We start from the raw sequence: 17,371 nt of genomic DNA, 5'->3' as shown, positions 1-17,371 counted from the left end.
TAGGGAAACTAATTGAGAACGCCCCCTAATGCCACGGACGACGAAAAAACCTGAATCAGTCCTGGCTCACGGCACCGATCTTGTGGATCGACAGGTCCGCGCCGTAATACTCCTCTTCCTGACTCAGGCGCAATCCATGCAACGCCTTGATCACGCCATACACGGCAAACCCGCCGGCCAGTGCCACAGTGACGCCCAGTGCAGTACCAATCAACTGGCTGATCAGGCTGACCCCGCCCAACCCGCCCAAAGCGGTCTGGCCGAAAATGCCGCAGGCGATGCCGCCCCACACACCGCACAAGCCATGCAACGGCCACACACCCAACACATCGTCGATGTGCCATTTGCCTTGGGCCGCGGTAAAGCACCAGACAAACAGCGCCCCCGCGACGGCACCGGTGACCAGCGCGCCCACAGGATGCATCAGGTCGGAACCGGCACAGATTGCCACGAGCCCCGCCAACGGGCCGTTGTGCAAAAAGCCGGGGTCATTGCGCCCGACAATCAGCGCCGCCACCGTACCGCCAACCATGGCCATCAACGAGTTCACCGCCACCAGTCCGCTGACACCTTGCAGGGTTTGCGCGCTCATGACGTTGAAGCCGAACCAGCCAACAATCAGGATCCACGAGCCCAGTGCCAGAAACGGGATGCTCGATGGCGCGAACGCGACCAGCCGACCGTCGCGATAGCGGCCATTACGCGGCCCGAGCAACAGCACCGCCGCCAGTGCCAGCCAACCGCCCATGGCATGCACCACCACCGATCCTGCGAAGTCATGGAAACCGGCGCCAAAGCGCTCCAGCAACCAGGCTTGCAAACCCAGGTTGCCGTTCCAGACAATGCCTTCGAAGAACGGATAGATGAACGCGACGATCAACGCGGTTGCACACAACTGGGGAACAAACCGGGCGCGCTCGGCGATCCCGCCGGAAATGATCGCCGGGATCGCCGCGGCAAAGGTCAGCAGGAAGAAAAACTTCACCAGTCCATAGCCATGGTCGGCATTGAGCACGGCCGCTGGCTGCATGAATGTCACGCCATAGGAAATCCAATAGCCTATAAAGAAGTAGGCCAGTGTCGAAACAGCGAAGTCACTGAGGATTTTCGACAACGCATTGACCTGGTTTTTCTGTCGCACGGTTCCGACTTCGAGAAAGGCAAAACCGGCGTGCATGGCCAGAACCATGACCGCACCGATCAGAATGAACAGCGTGTTGGAGCTATGGACCAGGGTGTCCACAGCGCTTTGCAGGTTTTCCATGGGATGGGCAGACCTTATGGCAGAAAAAAGCACCAAAGCAGTTCGCGATGACTGTCCACGCACCAAGTTGCGGCTTCGGAGCATCAGCGCACTGATCTCGTTGAACCACTTTGGCGCACGGACGCCCTCCAGGAAAAACGCGCCCCGGACGTTTACGCGAGTTTTTGATTGTTGGTCCTACGGTTTTATTGAAATCATGCCCGGCCATAGCGCAATGGTGCGGACCGGCGCACCACGACGTAGCAAAAGTTGTACCAGTCATTTGTACTGAACCTTCGCCGAAGGCTCATACTCGAACGCATCAGAAAGCCACTTATGGAGATCCCCCATGGCCCGCACCAAGGCAAAGACTGCTCAAGAAATCCTGATGAACGACTTTCAGACACTGGTCAGTGACACCGAACGGTTGCTGGAGCACACCGCGACCCTGGCCGGCGATCAGGCCGATGAATTGCGCGAGCAGATTCACGACAGTCTCTTGCGTGCCCGTGAAACCCTGAAGCTGACCGAAGACTCCCTGCGCGAACACGGCAAGGCAGCAGTCACCGCCACGGAAGACTATGTCCAGGCCAACCCTTGGCAATCCGTCGGGATCGCGGCCGGTGTGGGTTTCCTGATCGGCCTGCTGGCCAGCCGGCGCTGATATGTCGATCGGTGAATCCGGCCCGTCTGTAGCGGGAACCAGCTCCTCATCGCGGCGCCTGGGCGCTGCCTTCCTTGGATTACTGCACAGCCATGTCGAACTGTTCGGTATCGAATTGCAGGAACAAAAGACCCGCACCGTCAGCCTGTTGCTGTTTGCCGGCCTGGCGCTGGTGTTTGCATTGCTGCTGTTGGTGGGGTTGTCGACGCTGGTGCTTATTGTGTTCTGGGACACCTATCGCCTGACCGCCATCATCGGGCTCTGCGTGTTCTACACCCTCGCCGCCATATTCTGTGGAATGCGTTTGAGAGCAGCGATTTTCGATGAGTCCTCGCCCTTCCACGGCACACTGGAAGAGCTGGCCAACGATCGGGAGCGCCTGATGCCATGAACCTGCCTGAATTGCCACACAACAGCTCACGCACGGAAATGCGCAAAGCCCTGATCCGCTTGCGCATGGAAATGCATCGTCAGGAAATCCGCCACGAATCCGCGCAACTGCTACAACCTTTGCAGCGGGTGCGCGGGATAACGCAAAACCTGAAGGACGGCTTCGGCGTCAAGCACGCTCCACTCTGGGGCGTGGCTGCCGTCACCTTGCTGGGCTATCTGACCGGCAAGGGTGCAAAAAACGGTGGCGGCCTCAGCAGCCTGACCCGGCTGATCCGCCTCGGCACAACACTAGGTCCGCTGATCACACTGATCATGCAAGGCTCTTCGCGCAAAGACTGATGAGTCTGGCCCATGTGGTGGTGCCTTACCGGCAAGCCGGCGCGCGGATAGCCATCGATGATTTCGGCGTCGGTTACTCATCGATATCGACGCCGCCGGACTGTAGTTCCGCTTGCAGGTCATGGCGCGAAACGGGAAGCTAGGCTATTAGTCACCTGACGGAGAGACCCCGCCTTGGATTGGCACACTCTGCTTACCCGCGAACGCCTCGGAAAACCTCTGCACAGCCCTGAAGAGCTCGGTCGCAGCCCTTTTCACAAAGACCACGACCGCATCATTTTCTCGGGGGCTTTCCGCCGCCTCGGGCGCAAGACCCAGGTCCATCCGGTGTCCAGCAATGATCACATTCATACGCGCCTGACCCACTCGCTGGAAGTCAGTTGCGTGGGTCGCTCACTGGGCATGCGGGTCGGCGAAACCATCCGCAATGCCCTGCCCGACTGGTGCGAACCCAGCGACCTGGGGATGGTGGTGCAATCGGCTTGCCTGGCACACGATATCGGCAACCCGCCTTTCGGCCATTCCGGTGAAGACGCGATCCGGCACTGGTTCCAGCAAGCCGCCGGCCGTGGCTGGCTGGATGCAATGAGTGAAGCCGAGCGCAATGACTTCCTGAATTTCGAAGGCAATGCCCAGGGCTTTCGGGTACTCACTCAACTGGAGTATCACCAGTTCGACGGCGGCACCCGACTGACCTATGCAACGCTGGGCACCTACCTGAAGTATCCATGGACGGCCAGGCACGCCGACTCGCTGGGCTACAAGAAACACAAGTTCGGCTGTTATCAGAGCGAGCTGCCGCTACTCGAGCAGATCGCCCATAAACTCGGCCTGCCACAACTGGAGGAGCAACGTTGGGCGCGACATCCTCTGGTGTACCTGATGGAGGCTGCCGACGACATCTGCTATGCACTGATCGACCTGGAAGACGGCCTGGAAATGGAGTTGCTGGAATACGCCGAAGTCGAGTCCCTGTTGCTGGGCCTGGTGGGCGATGACTTGCCTGAGACCTACCGCCAGCTTGGTCCCGGCGATTCGCGCCGACGCAAACTGGCGATACTGCGCGGTAAAGCCATCGAACACTTGACCAATGCCGCGGCCCGGGCGTTTGTCGAGCAACAGGATGCGCTGTTGGCCGGTACGCTTTGCGGCGACCTGGTGGAACACATGCATGGTCCCGCCAAGCGTTGCGTGCTGAATGCCAAAGACATGGCCCGCAAGAAAATCTTCCAGGACAAGCGCAAGACTCTGCACGAGATCGGTGCCTACACCACACTGGAAATCCTGCTCAACGCCTTTTGCGGCGCAGCGCTGGAGCAGCACAACGGACGTACGCCGTCGTTCAAGAGCCGTCGTATCCTTGATCTGCTGGGCAACAATGCACCCGACCCTCACGGCCCATTGCACACTTCGTTTTTGCGCATGATTGATTTCATCGCCGGCATGACCGACAGCTATGCCAGTGACATGGCCTTGGAAATGACCGGACGCGCCAGCCACTGAGGTGTATCGATTGATCAGCCATTACAGCATTCGTAATGGCTGATCTCCCCTTCAAACTCCAACAGCACTCAAGTTTCGTCGAATCGCCCTACAGCACCTGTCGAGCAAACTGATCGCTTGTCCGGCACTCTCGCGAAACAATCGCCCTCCCTTCTGTTCGACAGATGAAGTGCGCCCCATGGCCGAAGACGATCTACGCATCCTCGTGGTGGAAGACCATCCCTTCCAACTAATAGCCACTCAGTACTTGCTGGAAAGTTATGGCTTCACCCGGCTGACTACCTCCGATAGCGCCAAAAGCGCCATGCAGAAAATGCTCGGGGCCGACCAACCGTTCGACATTCTTTTATGCGATCAATGCCTGCCCGATCTGACGGGACTCGATCTGGTCCGGTTCGCCAGCCAGCGAGGGCTGATCAGACAGGCGATCATTCTGAGTAGCCTGACAACGTCTGAATTGGATGAGCTTGTAAAAACGGCCACTGATTACGGGCTGCCATTATTGGGATATTTGATAAAACCACTGAAACAATCTGAATTTAGAGACTTGTTGACCTCAGCACTACCATAGAAAAAAGAAACATATAAAAGCCGGAAAACATACAACGTAAAACTTACAAACAACTTCCTTCAAAAGTGCACCAAAGCGCTGGACTTTCTTAGCCTTCCTAATAAGAAACCTAGTTAACACGTAGTCCCATTCCTTTTGATCTGTAGGATTTCTCCTATATTGCTGCTACAGCTCGGTCAGTTCATGCGCCCCTTCAAGTATCTGAGCTAAGGTGCGCGCTTTATTTGAGCTCGCATGGGACTTGATTATGAACTCCGTTTTTATTGTCGACGATCACCCGGTTATCCGCCTTGCCGTTCGAATGCTGCTGGAGCATGAAGGTTACAAAGTCGTCGGCGAAACTGACAATGGGGTCGACGCCATGCAGATGGTTCGCGAATGCATGCCGGATCTGGTCATTCTCGACATCAGCATTCCAAAACTGGATGGCCTGGAAGTGCTATCCCGATTCAACGCCATGAATACACCTCTTAAAACACTGGTACTGACAGCACAATGCCCGACACTTTTCGGCATTCGTTGCATGCAATCCGGTGCCTCGGGCTATGTCTGCAAACAAGAGGACATCAGTGAACTGGTCAGCGCCATAAAAGCGGTATTTGCAGGTTACAACTATTTTCCGAGCGAGGCCTTGAACCCCATCCGCGGAGATGAAACACGCTGCATCGAACTGGAACTGTTCAAATCCGTAAACGACCGGGAACTGATGGTCTTGCAACTTTTTGCCCAAGGTCGCACAAACAAGGAAATCGCCAAGGGGATGTTTCTGAGCAACAAGACCGTGAGCACCTACAAAAAGCGCCTCATGCAGAAGCTCAAAGCCAAATCCCTGGTTGAACTAATCGAGATGGCTAAACGAAACGCGCTAGTGTGAGACCCTCGATGCCCAGCCGTTTGAAGGTTTATCTGATACAGGTGACTGCAGGTCTATGCGTGAGCACCTCGTTGTTTGGGGCACCGAACAGTGAACACTACACACTGCTCAGCCGTTCGAAGGCCGGAGCAATGGAGGTTCGACTGGATGAATCCCAACGGCAATGGATAAAGCAAAAACATGAACTGACGCTCGGGACGTCAGCCCCGGACTACCCCCCTTTCGACCTGACCACCAGTGGGCAGGACTATGAAGGGTTTACCGCCGATTACGCTGGTCTTCTGGGAAAAATAACCGGTTTGCCCGTCACGGTTCAGCGTTTCGATTCCCGAGGGGCCGCGATCGCTGCACTGGAAAGCGGCGAAGTCGATCTGCTAGGCACCGCCAATGGATTCGAAGCTGGCAATGCCGACATTGCACTGTCGATACCCTATGCCGTCGACCAACCCGTCTTGGTGACCCGCGAAGGGGAAACCCGATCCCTCACCGAGGGCCTGGCCGGATTGCGCCTGAGCATGGTGTATCACTACTTGCCGCTGACGGAAGTCAGGGCGTTGTACCCGAAGGCGATCATCACGTCCTATCCCTCCTACCAGAATGCAATCAACGCCGTTGCTTTCGATCAGGCGGACGTGTTTCTCGGTGACACCATTTCAACTCACTACATGATCAACAAGGGATACTTGAACAACATCCGGATGGCCAACTTCGGCAAACATGAAGCCTATGGTTTCAGCTTCGCCGTGAACAGGAGCAACCCCGAGCTGCTTGGCATCATCAACGCGACGATCACGGCCATCCCCTCCAGTGAACGAGAAAACATCGCCAAACGCTGGAGCGCCGGTAGCGACATTCTGCTGACCGATCAAAAGTTGCAACTCACTGAACGGGAAGAACGCTGGCTGGCACGCCACCCGATAGTGCGCGTCGTCGTCAACGAAGCCTTTGCGCCACTGACGTTTTTCGATAGCAACGGCAACTTTCGCGGGGTCACCGCAGATTTGCTTGAGCTGATCAGGCTGCGCACCGGCTTGCGCTTTGACATCCAGCACAGTCGGAGCGATGACGAGATGATCAAACAGATCAAGGACAACAAGGCCGATGTGATCGCCGCGTTGCTTCCCAGCGCGCAACGTCAAACCCAACTGAACTTTACCCGACCCTTTCTGGAAAATTCCTACGTCCTGCTGACCCGCAAAGCCGCCGACAGCCCGACCAACCTCGTGCAGTTGCAGGACAAGCGCCTGGCCATTGCCCGTGGCAATCCACTCATGGATTACCTGCGCAGAGAATTTCCCCGGATCAAGTTGATTGAAGCCCCGGACACCTTCAGCGCCGTAGAGTTACTCGCCGAAGGCCAGGTCGAGGGCGCGGTGAACTCACTGATCATTGCCAATTACTTCATTTCGTCGCGACTGTTCGAGCACACACTGCAAATCAGCACCACCATCGGCACCGAGCAGGCAGCGTTTTCCCTTGCCACCGCTCGGGGCGCCAAAGAGCTGAACGCGATTCTCGACAAGGCGTTACTAAGCATCTCGCCGGAAGAACTGGGCATCATCAACAGCCGTTGGCGCGGCTATTCGGCGTCTTCGCAAAACACCTGGCGCAACTATCAACGACTGTTCTATCAGATCGTCATCGGTGCCGGCGTGCTGTTGCTGATTTCCATTGCGTGGAACGACTACATGCGACGCCAGATCAAGCAACGCAAGGCCGCCGAGCGTGCGTTGAACGATCAGTTCGAGTTCATGCGATCGCTGGTCAATGGCACGCCCCATCCGATCTACGTACGTGATCGCCAGGGACTACTGCAAAGTTGCAACGACAGTTACCTGCAAGCGTTCAGCGCCAGGCGTGAAGATGTCATCGGCAAAAGTGTCATGCAGGGATCGATGAGCAATGTATTCGAAGCCCGGGAGTACCAGGCTGACTACCAACGCGTGGTGGCCGAGGGCAGACCTTTGATCGTCGATCGCGAACTGCACATTGGCGGCCGGCGGCTGACGATCTATCACTGGATTCTTCCCTATCGGGATTCCAGCGCAAAAGTGCAAGGCATTATCGGTGGCTGGATCGATATCAGCGAACGGCGGCAACTGCTCGATGATCTGCGTTGCGCGAAAGAACGTGCCGATAACGCCAACCGGGCCAAAAGCACGTTTCTGGCCACGATGAGCCATGAGATCCGCACGCCGATGAATGCAATCATTGGCATGCTTGAACTGACACTCAAGCGTCTTGATCATCTGCACCCGGAGCGCGCGACCATCGATGTCGCATACAACTCGGCGAAAGGGTTGCTGGAGCTGATTGGCGACATTCTGGACATTGCCAGAATCGAATCAGGACGCTTGAGCCTGAGCCCGGAGCGCGTTAGTCCGGGTGAACTCGTAGCCTCGGTCGTGCGGATTTTCGATGGCCTGGCCCGACAGAAGAAGCTCGGGCTGGTACTGGAGTTTTCATCGGCCAACCCGACCTTCGATGTGTTGCTGGATCCTTTGCGCTTCAAACAAGTGCTGTCCAACCTGATCAGCAATGCCATCAAGTTTACCGAGCAAGGCCAGGTCCGGGTCATTGTCGATCTGCAGCCGGCAACGCAACCTGAGCGCGTGCAAATGCGGGTGCAGGTTCACGACAGTGGTATCGGGATCAGCGAACAGGATCAACAGCACCTGTTCGAACCCTTCGCACAGGCCGACAACGCCATGCAATCGGCCAGGGGGGGCGCAGGGCTGGGGCTGGTGATCAGCCGCAACCTCTGCGAGATGATGGGCGGCAATCTGCAATTGCGTAGCGAACCGGGCGTCGGCACTCAAGTGGAGGTGTTGCTACTGCTGGAAACGTTGCCGCTACAACAGTCAGCCCAGGTGGCCGAAACGCAAATCATCGTCGCCACAACCCCGTTGAGTGTGCTGGTAGTCGACGATCACCCGGCCAATCGCTTGCTCACGTGCCAGCAACTGGAGTTTCTTGGGCATCGATTTACCGTCGCGGCCGATGGCCAGGAGGGACTGGATGCATGGAAAGACCGGCCGTTTGATCTGGTGATCGCCGATTGCAACATGCCGGTCATGAACGGTTACGAGCTAGCCCGCGCCATTCGCCAGCATGAACGACAAAACCATCGTCCTCCCTGCACCGTTCTCGGCTTTACCGCTAACGCCCAACCGGAAGAAGTACAACGCTGCAAACAGGCGGGAATGGACGACTGCCTGTTCAAACCCCTCAGCCTCGGTGCCTTGAGTCTATGGGTGGAAGGCATTGAGCCCACCCAGGCAGCCCCGGCGTTCAACCTGCACGGGTTGAAACTGCTGACCGGGGGCAACCCGATGTTGAACCGGCGATTGCTCAACGAGTTGGTGAATAGCAACCGCCAGGATCTGCAAACGCTGTTGTCGCTATCCAGCTCCGCAGATACGCAGGCGCTGAAGGACATTGCCCACAAAATCAAAGGCGCAGCCCGGATAGTGCAGGCATCCCGCTTGATCGACCGCTGCGAGGCACTCGAAGCAGCCTGCCATGAGGATTTCGATCGCGAAAAAGTGGTTGCATGCTGTAAATCCATGGAGTGCGCCATAATTGAGCTGGAGGGCGCGTTACTACGTCAGATCGAGCACTACGACGAAGGCAAAGTGACAGAGCCTTGACGATGCCTGGACCCTCGGCAGGGTGTTGACCGTCATGGAGAAAACCGGCGTCAGGCCTGCTGCTCAAGGCAGGCCCGGGGTCTTGATCAGCAGTCGGTCAGGCGCAGGAAAATCGCCGCCAGCTGTTCGATTCCTGCCTGGTCCGGTTCGGTGAAACGCGCCAGTTTCGGACTGTCGAGGTCGAGCACACCGATCAATCGGCCGTCCTTGACCAGCGGCACCACCAGTTCGCTGTTCGAGGCGCTGTCACAGGCAATGTGACCGGGGAACGCGTGCACATCTTCGACTCGTTGAGTCTGCAAGGTGGCAGCCGCTGCCCCGCATACGCCGCGACCGAACGGAATCCGCACGCAAGCGATCTGCCCCTGAAACGGCCCCAGCACCAGTTCTTCATGGCGGTTGAGGTAGAAGCCGGCCCAGTTCAGGTCATCGAGCTGATTGAACAGAAACGCCGAGAACTGCGCGGCATTGGCGATGAAATCCCGCTCGTCCGCCAGCAAGGACTCCAGTTGCGCGTGCAGCATGCCGTAGCCTTCGAGGCCCTGGCCGCTCTTTTGTAAGTCGATCATGCCTTGTGCTCCAACAGTTTCAGCCCGACCCAATAACGGGCAAATTGATAAGCGCAACGTCCATTACGATTGCCCCGGCCGGTGGCCCAGCGTACCGCCAGAATGTCCAGCTCTTCGCTGCGCTGCCACGCCAGTCCGGCCTTGCCGGCCAACTGACCGATCCAGTGCTCGACGACGTTGAGGAAGTGTTCCTGGGTAAACGGATAGAACGACAGCCACAAACCGAAGCGGTCCGACAGCGCGATCTTGTCTTCCACCGCCTCGCTGGGATGCAGTTCGCCGTCGACCCGTTTCCAGTTTTCGTTGTCACTTTCCTTTTCCGGCACCAGGTGGCGACGGTTGGACGTGGCGTACAGCAAAACGTTGTCCGGCGCCTGTTCCAGCGAGCCATCGAGGACGCTTTTGAGCACCCGGTAATCACCCTCGCCCGACTCGAAGGAAAGGTCATCGCAAAACAGCACGAAACGCTGGGGCAGTTTGCCGATCTGTTCGACCACTCGCGGCAGGTCTGCCAAGTGATCACGTTCAATCTCGATCAAACGCAAACCGGCTTGCGCGTGCTCGGCCAACAAGGCGCGCACCAGCGACGACTTGCCAGTGCCGCGCGAGCCCCAGAGCAAGGCGTGATTGGCGGGCATGCCATCGAGGAACTGTTGGGTATTGCGCCCAAGCTGCTCGACTTGCCGGTCGACGCCGATCAGGTCCGACAAATGCATGTCGAGGCTGACCTCCAGCGGCATCAGATAACCGCCGCGCGACTCACGCTGCCAGCGCGCGGCCAGGCATTGCGTCCAGTCGATGGCTGGCCGGGGGGCCGGCAGCAACGGCTCGATACGGGCCAGAACGGCATCGGCGCGTTCAAGAAAAGCATTCAATCGGGAATCCACGACTTCTCCTCGGGCACGTTCACAGTAATGATGGTGATACAGCGACGAAACACAGCGTCACACAAGCGGCGGCCCCCGCAGTACAGGCCTCGCGAGAACATCAACAGGCAGGCATGATCGACTATGCTTGAGCAGCGAAAGGAAACGGAAGTGGTTCACCCCTCCATGGACATCAAATTCACCAACCGGCTGTCATTCAAGCAAGCCCGGCTTACCGTGCTGGTCGGTTTCATTCTGGGCACGCTGCTCAGCCTGCTGCAAATAGGCATCGATTATGCCAGTGAAGACGCCTCCATCAATCGTGAAATCCTTTCATTGCTGGAAATCAGCCACAACCCGGCCTCGCGAATTGCCTACAACATCGACGCCGAACTCGCCAAGGAACTGACCCTGGGCCTGCTGCGCTCGCCAGCGATCACTGGCGTGAAACTGACCGACAACAACGGCACTGTGCTGGCCAGCGTCAAGCGAGCCGGTGTGGAAAATGGTTACCGGATGTTCAGTGACTTCCTGTTCGGCGCCAACCGACAGTTCGAAGACCGGCTTTACCTGGATCATTTACCCAGCGAATCCCTGGGTACGCTGCGGCTGAACGTCGACACTTACGCCTTCGGCAACCGGTTCCTGCGCCGGGCCGAAGTGACCCTGCTCAATGGCTTCGCCCGCAGCCTGCTACTGTCCGGCATCCTGTTGGCGCTGTTCTATGTGATGCTGACCAAACCCCTGGTGCGGGTCATCCGTGAACTCAGCGGCCGCGACCCGAGCAGCACCGAGCCGAGCTCACTGGAGTGTCCCGCCGGGCACGCCGACGATGAGATCGGCGTGCTGGTCAAGGTTGCCAACCAGCAATTCAAAAACATCGCCACCGAAATCCAGCAGCGGCGCAATGCGGAAAACCGCCTGACCGAGTATCTCGGCCAACTGGAAAATATCGTCTCGGCCCGCACTGCCGAACTCAACGCGATCAATGCCCGGCTGAGCCAATCCAACCTGGAACTGGAAGCCGCTCGCAGCACAGCACTGGACATGGCCGACGCCCGCTCGGTGTTCCTGGCCAACATGAGCCATGAAATCCGCACGCCCCTCAATGGCTTGCTCGGGATGATCGCGCTGTCCCTCGACGGGCCGCTGACTGCCGAACAACAGCAACAGCTGTCCATCGCCCATGACTCGGGCAAAGTGCTGGTGGAATTGCTCAACGATATTCTCGACTTGTCGAAGTTCGATGCCGGTCAACTCGAACTCGAACACATCCCCTTCGACCTCGGCTCGCTGATCGAAGACACTGCCAACCTGTTATCGCAGAACGCCGCCCCCAGCGTCGAACTGACCTGCCTGATCGATCCGCATTTCCCGACACTCGTGCTCGGCGATCCGACCCGGGTGCGGCAGATCGTCAGTAATCTGCTGTCCAACGCCCTCAAGTTCACCCGTTTCGGGCGTGTCGACGTGCGCCTGTCGACGTTCGGGGACGGCGTCAGAATCGAAGTGTGTGACACCGGCATCGGAATCCCTCTGGATGCCCAAGTGAAAATTTTCCAGCCTTTCACTCAGGCCGGCGCCGGTATTACCCGCCAATTTGGCGGCACCGGGCTGGGCCTGGCGCTGACCTACAACCTTTGCGAAGCCATGCAAGGGCGCCTGACGATCGACTCCGAGCCGGGTTTTGGCAGCCAGTTCTGCGCGGACTTGCCATTGCCCAGCCATACCCGTGCAATGCCGGCTGTTTCGCTCAAGGGCAAAGTCATCGCCATCACGGCCGCCAGCAGCGGGCTGGGCGAACTGCTGAACGGCCTGTTGCCTGGCTGGGGACTGGACTATGAACGGCGCTCCATGGATGACCCACTGCTTGGCCTGGCGGCCGACGTGCTCATCACCGACTGCCCCGAGTGCCTGTTCATTTTGCGCCCCACTCTCAGCGCGCCGATCCTGCTGATTACCGCTTATGGCAATTTCATGCCCAGCGAAGAGGTCAACGCCCTCGCCCCCTTGCAACAGCAGGCCCGCCCCCTGGCACGCAATTCGCTGCATCAGTTGTTGCGGCGAATCCTGCAACCGCAAACCCACCCGATCAACAATGTCCCACTCGACGCGCAAAGCCCGCAGCGCCGCGGGCGCGTGCTGCTGGTGGAAGATAATCCGGTCAACCAATTGGTGGCCAAGGGCATGCTCGGCAAACTCGGCTGCGAGGTGACCACCGCGGCCCATGGTGCCGAAGCCCTGGATCAACTCGAACAACGGGAGTTCGATCTGGTGCTGATGGACTGCAACATGCCGGTGATGGACGGCTATGAGGCCAGCCGGCAAATCCGCCGCAGCGGCCGCTGGCCCCAACTGCCCATCGTCGCCCTGACGGCCAACGCCATGTCGGAAGAGCGCGAACGCTGTCGTGCCGCGGGCATGAGTGACTACCTGGCCAAACCCTTCCGGCGGGAAGAACTGGCCTCCCTGCTGGACTTGTGGATCCCCGCTACGACAGCGCCTTGATCTGTCCCAACAAGTGATCGAGGCCATCGCGCAAATCGTTGAGACGGTTCAGATCGACCCCGCTGTCGCACAACAGGCGGGCCTTGAGTGGCCCTACCTGATCGCGCAGGGCCGTGCCGGCTGGCGACAGGCTCAGATGCACTTCACGCTCATCGCGCGCCGAACGCTGACGCTGCACCAGTTGCAGTTGTTCGAGGCGCTTGAGCAACGGTGTCAGCGTGCCGGAATCCAAGGCCAAACGCTCGCCCAACGCCTTCACGGTCGGCTGCTCCGGGGCCGCTTCCTGCCACTCCCACAGCACCAGCATCGCCAGGTACTGAGGGTAAGTCAGGCCCAACTGATCGAGCATTGGCTTGTAGGCGCGAATCACCGCCCGGGAAGCCGCGTACAGCTTGAAACACAGTTGGCTATCGAGCTTCAGGGAGTCGACTGACAAGGTATTCATTTGAGCAGGGCTTCGATCTCGCGGGTCAGGTCCTGCGGCTTGGTCGCCGGAGCGAAGCGCTTGACCAATTGCCCGTCCTTGCCGATCAGGAACTTGGTGAAGTTCCACTTGATGCCCTGGGAACCCAGCACACCCGGTGCACGCTTTTTCAATTGCACGAACAGCGGATGGGCGTCGGCACCGTTTACGTCGATCTTTTTGAACAGCGGGAAGCTGACACCGAAGTTCAGCTCGCAGAATTCGGAGATCGCCCCTTCGTTGCCCGGCTCTTGCTTGCCGAACTGGTTGCAGGGAAAACCGAGCACCACCAGGCCCTGGTCCTTGTAGGTCTGCCACAGCTCTTCCAGGCCTTTGTATTGCGGAGTGAAACCGCACTTGCTGGCCGTGTTGACCACCAGCACGGCCTTGCCGGCGAAATCCGCCAGGGTCTTTTGCTCACCCTTGATGGTGGTGCAAGGGATGCTCAGCAGGTTGTCGCTCATGTTTGAGGGTCCGAGTGGATGGAAGAGATAACAAAATAGCGAGCAATTGAATTGCGTGCAATTTAATTAATCAAAACTCTGACCAACCGTAGGAGCTGCCGAAGGCTCGGTGCCGCGTTCGGACGATCTTTTGATCTGGTCTTTCTTGAGGCCAAGAATCAAAAGATCGTCCGAACGCGGCCCGAACCTTCGGCAGCTCCTACAGGGCTCGCATTACGCGCGGGGCACCAGGTCCAGGCACACCGAGTTGATGCAATAACGCAGGCCCGTCGGTGGTGGCCCATCGGGGAATACATGCCCCAGGTGCGCGTCGCACTTGGCGCAGACCACTTCGGTGCGGACCATGCCGTGGCTGACATCACGGATTTCGGTCATGGCGCTGTCGCCGATCGGCGAATGGAAACTTGGCCAGCCGCAGCCGGAGTCGAATTTGGTCCTGGAGTCGAAGAGCGGCTCGTTACAGCAGATGCAGTGGTAGATACCGTCGGTCTTGGTGGCGTTGTATTTGCCGGAAAACGGACGTTCGGTGCCTTTGAGGCGGCACACGTTGTACTGCTCCGGATCGAGCATTGACTTCCATTCTTCCAGGGTTTTTTCCAACTTTTCCATCATCACACCTCAGCGGCTGAAAAAGCCCGATCTGTACCTTTTCCACGGATCGGGCGGCACGTATGATTGCGCCTCGTCAAACGCCAGTCTGGCAGCCAGACCACGCGCATTCAAACGGAAATATGGGTGCTGCATCTCAAGGCGTCAGGCCTGTGTGAATACGCAGGATTCCCAGCACGGTTGTCCAAACGCCGTCTGGATCGTTCATTTTCGGGAACACATCGCCATGCAGGTCAGCAAATCGAACAAGCTCGCCAACGTCTGCTACGACATTCGCGGCCCGGTGCTCAAGCACGCCAAGCGCCTGGAAGAGGAAGGCCATCGCATCCTCAAGCTGAACATCGGCAACCCGGCGCCCTTTGGTTTCGAAGCACCGGATGAAATCCTCCAGGACGTGATCCGCAACCTGCCGACCGCCCAGGGCTACAGCGACTCAAAGGGCCTGTTCAGTGCGCGCAAGGCCGTGATGCAGTACTACCAGCAAAAGCAGGTGGAAGGCGTCGGCATTGAAGACATCTATCTGGGCAACGGCGTTTCCGAACTGATCGTGATGTCGATGCAGGCCCTGCTCAACAACGGCGACGAAGTGCTGGTGCCAGCGCCGGACTATCCATTGTGGACCGCAGCCGTGAGCCTGTCCGGCGGCAATCCGGTGCATTACCTGTGCGACGAGCAAGCCAACTGGTGGCCGGACCTGGCCGACATCAAGGCCAAGATCACCCCGAACACCAAGGCCCTGGTGATCATCAACCCGAACAACCCGACCGGCGCGGTGTATTCCAAGGAAGTGCTGCTGGGCATGCTGGAACTGGCCCGCCAGCACAACCTGGTGGTGTTTTCCGACGAGATCTACGACAAGATCCTCTACGACGATGCCGTGCACATCTGCACCGCCTCCCTGGCGCCCGACCTGCTCTGCCTGACGTTCAACGGTCTGTCCAAGTCCTATCGCGTCGCCGGTTTCCGTTCCGGCTGGATCGCCATTTCCGGCCCGAAACACCACGCCCAGAGCTACATCGAAGGCATCGACATGCTGGCGAACATGCGCCTGTGCGCCAACGTGCCGAGCCAGCACGCGATCCAGACCGCCCTGGGTGGCTATCAGAGCATCAATGACCTGGTGCTGCCGCAGGGTCGCCTGCTGGAACAACGCAACCGCACCTGGGAGTTGCTCAACGACATTCCGGGCGTGAGCTGCGTCAAGCCGATGGGTGCGCTGTATGCATTCCCGCGGATCGACCCCAAGGTCTGCCCGATCCATAACGACGAAAAATTTGTCCTCGACCTGCTGCTCTCCGAAAAGCTGCTGGTGGTTCAAGGCACCGCATTCAACTGGCCATGGCCGGACCACTTCCGCGTCGTGACCCTGCCCCGTGTCGATGACCTGGAGATGGCCATCGGACGCATCGGCGGCTTCCTCAAGTCCTACCGCCAGTAAGCGATCTGTCACCGTGCGACGTTCCCACAGGTCGCACGGTGATTGATCCGGCAACATTTGTTTGCAATGCGCCACTGGCAGTCGCTTTGTCGCTGCCGGACAGCGCCTTGGCTGCTCGCGCCTAACAAAGGCGGGGCCTTCGACACGAATTGACTGACAAACACTTCCCGCACACTTGTCGGAAATGCCCTGCAAGCAGCTAGACTGTCGCCGTAGGACACAGTTTGAAATAGTCACCCGGTTGAATCCCCCGGTGCAGCACCTTATATACCCCGCAGTACGCTACATCTTTAGCTTGAGGAGATTTCTACAACCATGATGCGCATCCTGCTGTTCTTGGCCACTAACCTGGCGGTCGTGCTGATTGCCAGCATCACCCTGAGCCTTTTCGGCTTCAACGGGTTCATGGCGGCCAATGGGGTTGACCTCAACCTCAATCAGCTGCTGATTTTCTGTGCGGTCTTTGGTTTCGCAGGTTCCCTGTTCTCGCTGTTCATCTCCAAGTGGATGGCGAAGATGAGCACCAGCACCCAGATCATCACCCAGCCACGCACCCGTCACGAGCAATGGCTGCTGCAAACCGTCGAGCAACTGTCCCGCGAAGCCGGAATCAAGATGCCCGAAGTCGGTATCTTCCCGGCCTACGAGGCGAACGCCTTCGCCACCGGCTGGAACAAGAACGACGCATTGGTCGCAGTCAGCCAGGGTTTGCTCGAGCGTTTCTCGCCGGATGAAGTGAAAGCCGTCCTGGCCCACGAAATCGGTCACGTGGCCAATGGCGACATGGTTACCCTGGCGTTGATCCAGGGCGTGGTGAACACCTTCGTGATGTTCTTCGCACGGATCATCGGCAATTTCGTCGACAAGGTGATCTTCAAGAACGAAGAAGGCCAGGGCATTGCCTACTACGTGGCGACCATCTTCGCCGAACTGGTTCTGGGCATTCTGGCCAGCGCCATCGTCATGTGGTTCTCGCGCAAGCGCGAATTCCGTGCCGACGAAGCCGGTGCAAACCTGGCCGGCACCGCCGCGATGATTGGTGCCCTGCAACGCCTGCGGGCGGAACAGGGGCTGCCGGTGCACATGCCCGACACCCTGAACGCATTTGGCATCAACGGTGGCATCAAGCAAGGGTTCGCTCGCATGTTCATGAGCCACCCGCCACTGGAAGAACGTATCGATGCGCTGGCTCGTCGTCGGGGCTGATAGTTTTGCGG

The 17,371-nt window shown here is 58.3% G+C and carries 16 protein-coding genes and 1 pseudogene; 11 read left to right on the top strand and 6 right to left on the bottom strand.

Annotated elements, in window-relative coordinates; translation table 11 throughout:
- Positions 1 to 55: 55 nt before the first annotated feature.
- Positions 56 to 1,264 (bottom strand): ammonium transporter, encoded by a 1,209-nt coding sequence (locus AC1DKH_RS25145; protein WP_477756110.1) that lies wholly within the window; start codon positions 1,262 to 1,264, stop codon positions 56 to 58.
- Between the two features lie 328 nt (positions 1,265 to 1,592).
- Between AC1DKH_RS25145 and AC1DKH_RS25140 the strand changes: the two genes are divergently transcribed.
- The 8 genes and pseudogenes from AC1DKH_RS25140 (at position 1,593) to AC1DKH_RS25105 (ending at position 9,237) form a co-directional block, all read left to right on the top strand.
- The gene (locus AC1DKH_RS25140) at positions 1,593 to 1,907 is read left to right on the top strand and encodes an ElaB/YgaM/YqjD family protein (protein WP_477756111.1); all 315 of its coding nucleotides are present in this window, start codon (positions 1,593 to 1,595) and stop codon (positions 1,905 to 1,907) included.
- A 1-nt stretch (position 1,908) separates the two neighbouring features.
- Positions 1,909 to 2,298, top strand: coding sequence for a phage holin family protein (locus AC1DKH_RS25135; protein ID WP_477756112.1), 390 nt, complete (start codon positions 1,909 to 1,911; stop codon positions 2,296 to 2,298).
- Positions 2,295 to 2,639, top strand: coding sequence for a hypothetical protein (locus tag AC1DKH_RS25130; RefSeq protein ID WP_477756113.1), 345 nt, complete (start codon positions 2,295 to 2,297; stop codon positions 2,637 to 2,639). The genes AC1DKH_RS25135 and AC1DKH_RS25130 overlap by 4 nt, the downstream gene beginning before the upstream one ends.
- A pseudogene (locus tag AC1DKH_RS25125) lies at positions 2,627 to 2,728 on the top strand (hypothetical protein); the annotation flags it as partial. The gene AC1DKH_RS25130 and the pseudogene AC1DKH_RS25125, both read left to right, overlap by 13 nt.
- An 85-nt stretch (positions 2,729 to 2,813) precedes the next feature.
- Entirely contained in the window at positions 2,814 to 4,142 is a 1,329-nt protein-coding gene (locus AC1DKH_RS25120) for a deoxyguanosinetriphosphate triphosphohydrolase (protein WP_108219621.1), read from the top strand.
- Between the two features lie 178 nt (positions 4,143 to 4,320).
- The gene (locus tag AC1DKH_RS25115) at positions 4,321 to 4,713 is read left to right on the top strand and encodes a response regulator (RefSeq protein WP_477799624.1); all 393 of its coding nucleotides are present in this window, start codon (positions 4,321 to 4,323) and stop codon (positions 4,711 to 4,713) included.
- 247 nt (positions 4,714 to 4,960) lie between these two features.
- Positions 4,961 to 5,587 carry a response regulator gene (locus tag AC1DKH_RS25110; RefSeq protein ID WP_477754030.1) on the top strand — a complete coding sequence of 209 codons (627 nt, stop codon included), beginning with the start codon at positions 4,961 to 4,963 and terminating at the stop codon, positions 5,585 to 5,587.
- Positions 5,588 to 5,595: 8 nt separating this feature from the next.
- The gene (locus AC1DKH_RS25105; RefSeq protein WP_477799623.1) at positions 5,596 to 9,237 is read left to right on the top strand and encodes a transporter substrate-binding domain-containing protein; all 3,642 of its coding nucleotides are present in this window, start codon (positions 5,596 to 5,598) and stop codon (positions 9,235 to 9,237) included.
- A gap of 86 nt (positions 9,238 to 9,323) precedes the next feature.
- Here the strand turns inward: AC1DKH_RS25105 and AC1DKH_RS25100 are convergent, their stop codons facing one another.
- Entirely contained in the window at positions 9,324 to 9,806 is a 483-nt protein-coding gene (locus AC1DKH_RS25100; protein ID WP_477799622.1) for a GAF domain-containing protein, read from the bottom strand.
- On the bottom strand, positions 9,803 to 10,693 hold the full coding sequence (locus AC1DKH_RS25095) for an ATP-binding protein (RefSeq protein ID WP_477799621.1): 891 nt from the start codon (positions 10,691 to 10,693) through the stop codon (positions 9,803 to 9,805). The genes AC1DKH_RS25100 and AC1DKH_RS25095 overlap by 4 nt, the downstream gene beginning before the upstream one ends.
- A 165-nt stretch (positions 10,694 to 10,858) precedes the next feature.
- Between AC1DKH_RS25095 and AC1DKH_RS25090 the strand changes: the two genes are divergently transcribed.
- Positions 10,859 to 13,180, top strand: coding sequence for a hybrid sensor histidine kinase/response regulator (locus AC1DKH_RS25090; protein WP_477799639.1), 2,322 nt, complete (start codon positions 10,859 to 10,861; stop codon positions 13,178 to 13,180).
- On the opposite strand, the gene AC1DKH_RS25085 is transcribed toward AC1DKH_RS25090, so the two are convergent.
- From AC1DKH_RS25085 to msrB, 3 genes are all read right to left on the bottom strand, one after another.
- Positions 13,164 to 13,625, bottom strand: a complete 462-nt coding sequence (locus AC1DKH_RS25085) for a MarR family winged helix-turn-helix transcriptional regulator (RefSeq protein ID WP_046043405.1) — start codon at positions 13,623 to 13,625, stop codon at positions 13,164 to 13,166. The two genes, AC1DKH_RS25090 and AC1DKH_RS25085, sit on opposite strands and share 17 nt — an antisense overlap.
- Positions 13,622 to 14,107, bottom strand: coding sequence for a glutathione peroxidase (locus AC1DKH_RS25080; protein WP_056727098.1), 486 nt, complete (start codon positions 14,105 to 14,107; stop codon positions 13,622 to 13,624). The genes AC1DKH_RS25085 and AC1DKH_RS25080 overlap by 4 nt, the downstream gene beginning before the upstream one ends.
- Positions 14,108 to 14,320: 213 nt before the next feature.
- Positions 14,321 to 14,716 carry a peptide-methionine (R)-S-oxide reductase MsrB gene (gene msrB / locus AC1DKH_RS25075; RefSeq protein ID WP_477799620.1) on the bottom strand — a complete coding sequence of 132 codons (396 nt, stop codon included), beginning with the start codon at positions 14,714 to 14,716 and terminating at the stop codon, positions 14,321 to 14,323.
- 226 nt (positions 14,717 to 14,942) lie between these two features.
- On the opposite strand from msrB, the gene AC1DKH_RS25070 reads away from it, so the two are divergent.
- Together AC1DKH_RS25070 and htpX are read left to right on the top strand one after the other, a co-directional pair.
- Positions 14,943 to 16,154: a pyridoxal phosphate-dependent aminotransferase gene (locus AC1DKH_RS25070; RefSeq protein ID WP_007973513.1), complete on the top strand. Its 1,212-nt coding sequence runs from the start codon at positions 14,943 to 14,945 to the stop codon at positions 16,152 to 16,154.
- 315 nt (positions 16,155 to 16,469) lie between these two features.
- Positions 16,470 to 17,360, top strand: coding sequence for a protease HtpX (gene htpX, locus AC1DKH_RS25065; protein ID WP_007973520.1), 891 nt, complete (start codon positions 16,470 to 16,472; stop codon positions 17,358 to 17,360).
- The last annotated feature ends 11 nt before the right edge of the window (positions 17,361 to 17,371 follow it).

This window comes from Pseudomonas sp. 05L36 (assembly GCF_056398125.1).
This window is presented reverse-complemented; position numbering and strand designations above follow the sequence as displayed.

Bases quoted from the DNA above. Each gene is read 5' to 3' on its own strand.
- AC1DKH_RS25105 (WP_477799623.1), top strand. From the start codon at position 5,596: ATGCCCAGCCGTTTGAAGGTTTATCTGATACAGGTGACTGCAGGTCTA.
- msrB (WP_477799620.1), bottom strand. From the start codon at position 14,716: ATGGAAAAGTTGGAAAAAACCCTGGAAGAATGGAAGTCAATGCTCGAT.
- AC1DKH_RS25115 (WP_477799624.1), top strand. From the start codon at position 4,321: ATGGCCGAAGACGATCTACGCATCCTCGTGGTGGAAGACCATCCCTTC.
- AC1DKH_RS25090 (WP_477799639.1), top strand. From the start codon at position 10,859: ATGGACATCAAATTCACCAACCGGCTGTCATTCAAGCAAGCCCGGCTT.
- AC1DKH_RS25145 (WP_477756110.1), bottom strand. From the start codon at position 1,264: ATGGAAAACCTGCAAAGCGCTGTGGACACCCTGGTCCATAGCTCCAAC.
- AC1DKH_RS25110 (WP_477754030.1), top strand. From the start codon at position 4,961: ATGAACTCCGTTTTTATTGTCGACGATCACCCGGTTATCCGCCTTGCC.
- AC1DKH_RS25100 (WP_477799622.1), bottom strand. From the start codon at position 9,806: ATGATCGACTTACAAAAGAGCGGCCAGGGCCTCGAAGGCTACGGCATG.
- htpX (WP_007973520.1), top strand. From the start codon at position 16,470: ATGATGCGCATCCTGCTGTTCTTGGCCACTAACCTGGCGGTCGTGCTG.
- AC1DKH_RS25085 (WP_046043405.1), bottom strand. From the start codon at position 13,625: ATGAATACCTTGTCAGTCGACTCCCTGAAGCTCGATAGCCAACTGTGT.
- AC1DKH_RS25070 (WP_007973513.1), top strand. From the start codon at position 14,943: ATGCAGGTCAGCAAATCGAACAAGCTCGCCAACGTCTGCTACGACATT.
- AC1DKH_RS25140 (WP_477756111.1), top strand. From the start codon at position 1,593: ATGGCCCGCACCAAGGCAAAGACTGCTCAAGAAATCCTGATGAACGAC.
- AC1DKH_RS25130 (WP_477756113.1), top strand. From the start codon at position 2,295: ATGAACCTGCCTGAATTGCCACACAACAGCTCACGCACGGAAATGCGC.
- AC1DKH_RS25135 (WP_477756112.1), top strand. From the start codon at position 1,909: ATGTCGATCGGTGAATCCGGCCCGTCTGTAGCGGGAACCAGCTCCTCA.
- AC1DKH_RS25080 (WP_056727098.1), bottom strand. From the start codon at position 14,107: ATGAGCGACAACCTGCTGAGCATCCCTTGCACCACCATCAAGGGTGAG.